The sequence below is a fragment of the Sarcina sp. DSM 11001 genome (genome assembly GCF_900101015.1).
Taxonomy (GTDB): domain Bacteria; phylum Bacillota; class Clostridia; order Lachnospirales; family Lachnospiraceae; genus CAG-791.
The window spans coordinates 1-9,614 of record NZ_FNFZ01000052.1 but is presented as its reverse complement, the minus strand read 5'-3'; the positions used below and the strand labels follow the sequence as shown (position 1 = coordinate 9,614).

The 9,614-nt window shown below is 51.0% G+C and carries 6 protein-coding genes; all 6 read left to right on the top strand.

Annotated elements, in window-relative coordinates:
- Positions 1 to 4,780 (top strand): Eco57I restriction-modification methylase domain-containing protein (locus BLT02_RS16290; protein WP_175453908.1); only part of this gene is annotated, 4,780 nt, incomplete at its 5' end.
- 131 nt (positions 4,781 to 4,911) lie between these two features.
- Positions 4,912 to 7,107, top strand: a complete 2,196-nt coding sequence (locus BLT02_RS16285) for a YodL domain-containing protein (RefSeq protein WP_175453907.1) — start codon at positions 4,912 to 4,914, stop codon at positions 7,105 to 7,107.
- Positions 7,104 to 7,415 (top strand): transposon-transfer assisting family protein, encoded by a 312-nt coding sequence (locus BLT02_RS16280; RefSeq protein WP_092997982.1) that lies wholly within the window; start codon positions 7,104 to 7,106, stop codon positions 7,413 to 7,415. The genes BLT02_RS16285 and BLT02_RS16280 overlap by 4 nt, the downstream gene beginning before the upstream one ends.
- Positions 7,415 to 8,347, top strand: coding sequence for a YodL domain-containing protein (locus tag BLT02_RS16275; RefSeq protein ID WP_092997979.1), 933 nt, complete (start codon positions 7,415 to 7,417; stop codon positions 8,345 to 8,347). Before BLT02_RS16280 ends, BLT02_RS16275 begins: the two co-directional genes overlap by 1 nt.
- 320 nt (positions 8,348 to 8,667) lie before the next feature.
- A complete protein-coding gene (locus tag BLT02_RS16270; protein WP_092997977.1) occupies positions 8,668 to 9,144 on the top strand; it encodes a hypothetical protein in 477 nt (158 codons plus the stop codon).
- 189 nt (positions 9,145 to 9,333) lie between these two features.
- Entirely contained in the window at positions 9,334 to 9,555 is a 222-nt protein-coding gene (locus tag BLT02_RS16265; RefSeq protein WP_092996521.1) for a hypothetical protein, read from the top strand.
- Positions 9,556 to 9,614 lie beyond the last annotated feature (59 nt).

The window sequence follows — 9,614 nt, the reverse complement described above, 5'->3', positions numbered from 1 at the left end:
CCGTGAAGCCAGGGCGAGCACGCTCAATGCTTTTTATACATCACCTACCGTGATCAAAGCCATGTATGGAGCTTTGGAACAGATGGGCCTTTCCTCCGGAAACATGCTGGAACCGTCCTGCGGTGTCGGCAATTTCATGGGGCTCCTTCCGGAGAGCATGTCAGACATGCGCATGTACGGTGTGGAGCTCGACTCTGTATCCGGCAGGATCGCCAGACAACTTTATCAGAAAAACAACATTGCTGTTCAGGGATTTGAGACAACCTCTTTCCCGGACAGCTTTTTTGATGCCGTGATCGGAAACGTGCCCTTCGGCCAGTACAAGGTGGCGGACTCCAGGTATGACCGGCACAATTTCCTGATCCATGACTATTTCATCGCGAGATCACTGGATCTTGTACGTCCCGGCGGCGTAGTTGCAGTTGTCACATCCAGCGGCACGATGGACAAGCAGAATGAATCCGTGAGGAAGTACATAGCGCACAGGGCAGACCTTCTGGGGGCAGTACGTCTTCCGGATAACGCTTTCCTGCGCAATGCAAATACCGGCGTCGTGGCGGACATCTTGTTTTTCCAGAAGCGGGACCGCATGTCCCTGGAAGAACCCGGCTGGGTACATCTGGGTACGACACTGGAAGGCTATTTGGTGAACAGCTATTTTGCTGAGCATCCGGAGATGGTACTCGGAGAATTCACAACAGAAAACACACAGTATGGAAGGCAGGAAGTGACAGTAAAGCCGGTTGCGGGAGCTCTTCTTTCGGATCAGCTCCGTGAAGCTATGAGCCATATTCAGGGGGAGATCACCGCCCCGGAGATCACGGACTCTGAACTGGAAGATGAGGATCTTTCGATCCCTGCGGATCCTTCGGTCAAAAACTTCAGCTATACCAATATCGACGGCCATGTCTACTACCGTGAGAACTCCCGCATGCATCGCATGGATCTTCCGGCCACAACGGCAGAGCGCATCCTCGGCATGATCGAGCTGCGGGACATCGTTCAGGAGCTGCTGCAAGCCCAGCTGGAGGACAGGAGCGATGCGGAAGTCTCTTCCATCCAGAGCCGTCTGAACCGCCGCTATGACGAATATACCGCCCAGTACGGGATCATCAGCAGCAATGCAAACCGCAGGGCTTTTGCACAGGATTCCAGTTACTGCCTCCTGGCATCCCTCGAGATCCTGGATGAAGAAGGGAAGTTTGACAGGAAGGCTGATATCTTCACCAAACGTACCATCCGCCGCCCGGAACCGGTCACGAGCGTGGATACGGCTGTGGAAGCCCTCGCACTCTCCATCGGAGAAAAAGCCAGGGTAGACATTCCTTTTATGGCGCAGCTGACAGGGAAAACACCGGAAGAGATCACAGAAGAACTCACTGGTGTCATCTTCAAGAATCCTCTGACAGACCGGTATGAAAATACGGATGAATACCTATCCGGCAATGTCCGGGAAAAGCTCCGGACCGCAAAAGAGTTCGCGCAGAACCATCCTGAATATCAGGTAAATGTCGCTGCCCTCGAGCAGGTACAGCCCAAAGACCTCGACGCCTCAGAGATCGAAGTCCGCCTCGGCGCGACCTGGGTGGACCCGGAGTACATCACACAGTTCATGGGGGAGACATTCAAGACACCTTGGTACTTCCTCGGCAAGGACATCGACGTCCGTTATGCCGAAGTCAACGGCCAATGGAACATCTCAGGAAAGAACCGGGATTCCTATGGGAACCCGCGTGTTACATCCACCTACGGCACTACCCGCGTCAACGCTTACAGGCTCCTGGAGGATGCACTGAACCTCAGGGACACGAAGATCTATGACAATGTGCAGGATGCGGAAGGGAACGTGCGCAGGGTACTGAACCGGAAAGAGACAATGCTGGCACAGCAGAAACAGGAGATGATCAAGGAAGCCTTCAAGGAGTGGGTCTTCCGCGATATCGACAGAAGGGAGGCACTATGTAAGAAATACAACGAATTATTCAACAGCATCCGTCCCCGGGAGTATGACGGCTCCCACATCCGCTTCGTCGGGATGACACCTGAGATCGCCCTGATGGATCACCAGAAGAACGCTGTCGCCCATATCCTTTATGGCGACAACACGCTCCTGGCCCATTGCGTCGGTGCGGGCAAGACCTTCCAGATGATCGCCGCCGGCATGGAGAGCAGACGTCTCGGGCTTGCCCAGAAGTGCCTCTATGTGGTCCCCAACCACCTGATCGAACAGTGGGGAAGTGATTTCCTGCGGCTTTATCCCGGCGCAAACATCCTTGTCGCGACAAAGAAAGATTTCGAGCCTGCCAACCGCAAGAAGTTCTGTTCCCGCATCGCGACCGGCGACTATGATGCCGTGATCATCGGGCACAGCCAGTTCGAGCGGATCCCGCTTTCCAGGGAGCGGCAGAAAGCAACGATCCAGTCCCAGATCGATGATATCGAGGCGGCCATCAGCTCCATGAAATACGACCGCGGGGAGAACTACACCATCAAGCAGATGGAAAAGACACGCCGGACTCTGGAAGTGCGGCTGGCAAAGCTGAACGACCAGAAACGCAAGGATGATGTCGTGACCTTTGAACAGCTGGGCGTGGACCGTCTCTTTGTAGATGAATCACATTTTTACAAGAATGCTTTCTTCTACACCAAGATGCGGAACGTTGCCGGCATTGCCCAGACCGATGCGCAGAAGTGCTCGGACATGTTCATGAAATGCCAGTACCTGGACGAGATCACCGGCGGAAAGGGTGTTACCTTTGCCACCGGTACTCCGGTCTCCAACAGCATGGTAGAACTCTATACTGTCATGCGCTACCTGCAGTACGGCACACTCCAGAAGCTCGGGATGGGACATTTTGATTCCTGGGCTGCAGCCTTTGGTGAGACCGTCACAGCGATCGAGCTGGCTCCGGAAGGCACCGGCTACCGGGCCAAGACACGCTTCGCGAAGTTCTACAACCTCCCGGAGCTGATCACGCTTTTTAAAGAGAGCGCGGATATCCAGACTTCCGACATGCTCGACCTTCCCGTCCCGGAAGCGGAATACATCAACGAAGTCTTAAAGCCCAGTGAGGAGCAGAAGGAGCTTGTCTCCTCTTTCGCAGACCGAGCTGAGGCTGTCCGGGCAGGCAGGGTGCAGCCTACAGAAGACAACATGCTCAAGATCACGAATGACGGCAGGAAGTGTGCCCTTGATCAGCGCCTGATCAATCCTATGCTCCCGGATAACCCGGAGAGCAAGGTCAACCGATGCGTGGAGAACATGTTCAATGTCTGGAGGGACACGGAAAAGGACCGCTCCACTCAGCTCTGTTTTTGTGACCTCTCGACGCCGAAAGGGGACGGATCCTTCAATGTCTATGATGACATCCGGGAAAAACTTGTCGCCAGAGGAATACCCCGGGAGGAGGTCGCCTTTATACATGAGGCAAACACCGAAGCCAGAAAGGAGGAATTATTTGCCAGAGTCCGCTCCGGGCAGGTGCGGATCCTGTTGGGATCCACACCAAAGCTCGGCGCAGGCACCAACGTGCAGGACCGCCTTATCGCCCTGCATCATCTCGACTGCCCCTGGAAGCCCTCTGACCTCGAACAGCAGGAAGGCCGGATCCTCCGTCAGGGCAACCAAAACCCAAAAGTAAAGATTTACAGGTATGTGACTGAATCGAGCTTCGACAGCTACATGTGGCAGATCCTGGAGCAGAAACAGAAATTTATTTCCCAGATCATGACGTCAAAATCCCCCGTGCGCTCCTGTGAGGATGTGGATGACACTGCCTTGTCATACGCCGAGATCAAGGCGCTTGCTACCGGCAATCCCGCGATCAAGGAGAAGATGGATCTCGACATACAGGTGAGCCGCCTGAAGCTCCTTAAAGCCAATCACACCAACGAGCGCTACCGTCTGGAGTCTGACATTGCCCGGACTTACCCTGTCCAGATCACAGCTGTAAAGGAGCGTATCGGCGGCCTCAGGGCAGATCTGGTGGCAGTCAAGGCTCTGCAGGCACAGCAGGAAAAAGATAAGGACAGCGAAGAAGAGACTTTTTCCATGACAATCGGCGGGAAGGAATTCACGGACAGGAAAGAAGCCGGTACTGCCCTGATCGCCGCTTGTGCAGGCCTCAAAGCCGTTCATGCGGAGGGAACGATCGGTGAGTACGCGGGCTTTTCCATGAGCGCCAGCTTTGACGGCTTCCGCCAGAGCTACATGCTCACCTTAAAGCGCCAGTGCAGCTACACCCTCGAAATTGGCAAAGACCCTTCCGGCAATATCACCCGTATCCAGAATACCCTGGCAAGTGTGGAACGTCAGCTTGCGGAGTCACAGCAGAAGCTGGAAAACCTGCAGGGTCAGCTCGCCGCCGCGAAGGAAGAGGTCCGGAAGCCCTTTGCCCATGAAACAGAGCTTGCAGAGAAATCTACCCGTCTTGCGGAGCTCAATGCCATGCTCAACATGGATGAGCACTCGCCCGGGGAGACCCTGGGAGTGGATGAGGAAACAGACCAGTCTGTCCGTGAGAACGCCGCAAAAAGCCATACAGAAGCGCTTGCAGGACGTTCTGCAGAACTCCTTTCAGGAGGGCAGACCTTTGCGGATCTCGCTTCAGATATTTCAGATAGTAAGGCTGTAAAAGCAGTGGACATCTCCGGAAAAAGCAAAGGCGAATCGCAGCAGGGTAAAGACTCCCTGCTCGACCGGCTGCAGGCCAAAAAAGCGGAATTATCCGCAGGTATTAAAAGGACGGATATGAAAATGCATGCAGAACCGGCTTTATGAAAACAGAAGGCGAATGTTCAGAATCCCGTAGTTCTGAGCAGATAAAACAGATTAATAGAAATATTTCGGCGGGAGCCGGCGGCCGACAGGCTTTATTACGTCACGGCCTCCGCCGGGAAAGGAGCATTTTTATGGCTGAAAAAGCAAATAACACTATCAATAGTTTCAAGCCGCAGGACGATCCGGGAAAGCGGCAGGCTGATCCCGGCAGAAGCGATACTTCAAAAGGAGAAGAGACAAAGACAGAAAAGACTCATGAGTCCGGGAAAAAGAAAAGTTTTGAAGAGATCATTGCTGCCCGCAGGGAACAGATGAAACAGATCACTGACAAGCTTGAAGCAGGGCTGAAGGAGTATATGTCAAACGATGTGCAGTTCAAAAAGGTACTTGAAACAATGGCAAAATTCCACCATTACAGTGCCAACAACGTCCTGCTGATCGCCATGCAGATGCCTACAGCAACGCATGTGGCAAGCTATACCAACTGGCAGAAAAAGTTTAACCGGCAGGTCATGAAGGGACAGAAGGGAATATCTATCATCTCTCCTGCTCCCTATAAGAAAAAGACGGAACAGGAAGTCCTGGATCCGCGGACCGGAAAGCCTGTCCTTGGGAGAGACGGAAAGCCTAAGACAGAAGAGGTGGAGGTCACGGTACCCCATTACAAAGTGGCAAAAGTATTTGATCTTGCACAGACGACCGGCGACCCGCTCCCTGAACTGGATGTTCCGGAGCTTACAGGAACAGCTGAAAACTATGAGATCTTCATGGATGCCATGCGTGCCGTCTCCCCGGTCCCGATCCGGTTCGATGAGATCGAAGGCGGCGCCAAGGGATATTACGACAGCCAGAACAAGGAGATCGTTATCCAGAACGGGATGAGTGAGGTCCAGACAATGAAGACTACTGTCCATGAGCTCGCACATGCCAGGCTTCATGACAGGGATATCATGCGTCAGCAGGGTCTTGTCAAGGATCAGAGGACCCGGGAGACCGAGGCTGAAGCCGTAGCCCACGTACTCCTGTCCCATTACCAGATCGACTCATCTGGCTATAGTATCCCTTATCTTGCCAGTTACGCAGGAAGCCAGGATACAACGGCACTGCGTGCTTCACTGGATACGATACGTAAAACAGCGGCAGAGATTTTCGATGAAGTGGAAGCCTATGTCGCGGAGAGGGACGTGGACCGCTATACGATCTACCAGATCGAAAAGGATACGCCTGCTGACGATTACATCTTCATGGGAATGGATTTTGTCAAAGAGCATGGATATACGGTCAGCATGGAATACTACCAGGATGTTTACCACGGATATCTCCGTCCCGGTGACACCCTTGACAGCCTTTATGAAAAGTTCAACCGCGATGATCGCCCTGCATCAACACAGATGCATTCCCTCAGTATGAGCGACATCATCGTCCTCCACAAAGCCGGTGAAGACCACGCCTACTATGTGGACAGCATAGGATTTACTGAAGTTCCTGAATTCTTCCTTTCCCCTCAGGAGCAGGAAGAATTTATTGCTTCTGAGGATCCGGACATCTCTGCAGAGAATCAGAATGTTCCTTTGAACATGCCTGTAGAGAACATTCCTGCAGAGAATACAGTCACAAATGAAGATGTAGTGAACGAAGATGTAGTCGTGAATGCGCGGGAAGCATCGGCGCAGGAAGCAATAAAACAGGAAACATCCGTGCAGGGAACAACATTGCAGGAAGAACAGTCAGCTGCGGAACTCAATTCCGATCAAAGAACAGAGGATCAGCGCACCCAGAAAACAATGCAGGATACGCGCGATTCATCTCCGGATCCATCCGCATCAGAGCCTGTAATTCCTGTGGAAGCAGCCCTGACCTTTTACGCTGCGGAATGCATTGATTTTCCCGTAATGGGGGAATACCACGGCGGCCTTACCTTTGAGGAGGCAGTCAAGGCCTGTCGGGATCTTCCGGACGGCCAGCAGAATGGCGGTAAAGGAATCGGCTTTTCCCTGCATGACGGAAGTGAATTTGAAGGAGATTTCCCGCTGATCGTATCCGGACAGGTCCAGGAAAAAGTGATCAACTCGATCGGCTATTTCCGGGATTCCCCGGCAGTGCAGCATGCCATTACGGAAGCAAAATCATATTTTTCGGATCCCGTTTCCAGCCTTGCGCAGGGACAGGAAAAGCCCCCATCGGTTCGTGAAGGTGCCAGCGAAGGCCGGAAAGAATCCGTCCTTGCTGCCCTTCGTGAGAACAGGGAGAAGGTCCGCGCGGCAGAGAAGGACAAACCTGAAAAGACAAATGTCACACAGAGAAAGAAGGGAGAACTGTCATTATGAGGAAGATAACATTTGACGAAGAGGAACTGTTTGCGATTGCAGTCTTTGAACCTGATACCAGGGGCAATACCATAAAAAGGCTGGAGAGGGTCCTGCCTGAGCTTCAGGATGATTCCGAGATGCGCGATCTGATCCGCAGTGCCCGGGAAAAGCTGAAAACGATCTCCGACAGGGAATATGCATTGCTGGATCTCGATTCCTACCGCGAAGAGCTTGAGTGGGATATGAATGAGGAGGAAAACGGCAATGACGAAGAGACTGCGGATGATAACGTGGAGGAGACCGAAAAAACAGCGGAGGAAAAGTGATGAGCGAAGGACTCAACCAGTATGTGGTCTACCGTCTGAAACGTGCATTAAGAGAGACAAGGACTCGCCGCCACCAGTCCTACCAGTACCTGCAGAAATATCAGATGGAAGTCATCTCGGATCTGTACGACCAGATCTATCTTTCTGAGTTTGATCCCTCTCTGTCTCCCCTCCAGCTTCGCAGGCAGCTCGAAAAAGAGCTGCCTGCAGATTCTGCAGGCGAAACGCTTGAAATAAGTGATGTTCTTGCGATCACCAGATACGGCATTACTTCGGCATATTACGTGGATCCCGATAAGCTGGTTTCTCTGACAGGATTCTTCCATGTGCCATCGTCCCGGGAACTTCTCACTCCTGAGACTACGGATTTCCAGATTGAAGGCCGCCCGGGGACCTGGCTCGTCGCTGAAGATATCTGGATCGACGGAAATCATTTCTTTCTCATGCAGAACCAGTACTTCGGCAGGAAAGCCGCCTGCGCAGTTCTGGACAGCCGCGGACATCCTGCCGCAGAGGACACGACAAATGGCTTTTCAGATGCAGTCATCAAACAAATCAGGGAGTATATCCACGGACAGAAAAGTGAAAACATGAACGCTGTCCCAGACGAACCACCAGAATTAGAACCTATTCAAGTTTCTGATATCGATGAGATGTCAGAGCCTCCGACTGCGTCAGGAAATGAATCTGCTCGTATTGGTGTCGTGGGTTCGATTGTAGAGCAAATAGATTCGAAGCCTAAAAACGCAGCGGATAAAAAACTGGATGCCAACAAAACAGAATTCGAAAAAACTGATATTGCCTCAGATAAAGGCAAACGGAAAAAGAAGCAGAGACACGGGAAAATCCCATTGCGATACAGGTCTTCTGTGCTGGAAAGACTGCGCAGATATCAGACGAAGCTTGCAGAAGAACGACGAAAAAAAGAGTGATGAACGGATGAATTAAGATTATCAAAAGAAGAAGGAACAAACATGCTTCGCAAGTTCCATTGAATAATGATTGTAATTCTGGAAAAAGTCGGATATTTAGGGTATGAAAGCCCTTCTCAGCTGTATCAGGATAGAATAATTCTTATCACTGATATGGTTGGGAAGGGCTGTTTGTTATGCACACAAAACACAAAACTGCTGTTTTTTTGAAGTTTTGCGTTTATATTATAAGCAGTGAGGTGGGTTGGAAATTCCCAGAGGGGACATGCCCTATAAGAATTCCAGTATGCCGAAGATAAAATAATGAACATAAGGGAATTATAATGAACTTTGGATTTTCATATGTGGGACTTATTTTCTTAATCATGCTGATGCTGCCTAACATAGCATGGACAAAGAATCAGCCGAAGGATTATGAAAAATACGTAGTTAACGAGAACAAGGTACTGCTGGCTCTCGAAAGAATCGGAGAAGTGTTGGTTTCATGCGCAGCCCTGATTTTCTCTGATTTCAATTTCAGGCCGTGGTCGAGCAGGTCATGGTGGCTGGTGCTGTCTTTTGCCCTGATGGTATTATATGAGATTTACTGGATCAGGTATTTCAGAAGCAAGAAAACCATGGAGGACTTTTACAGCAGTATTCTGGGCATACCGGTTGCGGGAGCAACGCTGCCTGTTCTGGCCTTCCTTTCATTAGCTGTCTATGGGAAGAATATTATTCTCGGAGTCGCTGTTTTGATACTGGGGATCGGACATGTTGGCATTCATTTGATGCATAAGAAAGAGATTGGGAAGTAAGGGCATGATGGAGAGCCCTCTATGATTATCAAACAGTTAGAAACAAAATACGGGATAAAGGGGAAAACCGCTGTTCACCGTCAGGCGTGGAAGGAAGCTTATGTGGGTCTGGTAAATCGAAGTTTGTGGAGGCAGCGTTGATGCTTACTTTCAATATGTTTGAGAATGGAATGGGAAGGGAGGCCGGCTATGAATAAATTGTTTGATTTTGGCAATCGTTACGCAAGAGAAAGCACTTGGAAGGATTTTGCACTTGTTAAGATTTGCCTGTTCTCGATGGGACTGGCAGCAGGGACAAAGATTCCTGAAAAACATAAGAAGAAGGCTATTGGAGCTGCAGCCTGTTTATTTGCAGGAACATACCCCCTGCTTATGACGAAAGTATTCCGTCTTGCGTTTAGGAGGTCATAGGCATAATGATAACTGAAATACTAAAGAACAGGTTTTATGAGAATATGACGAGGCACCCT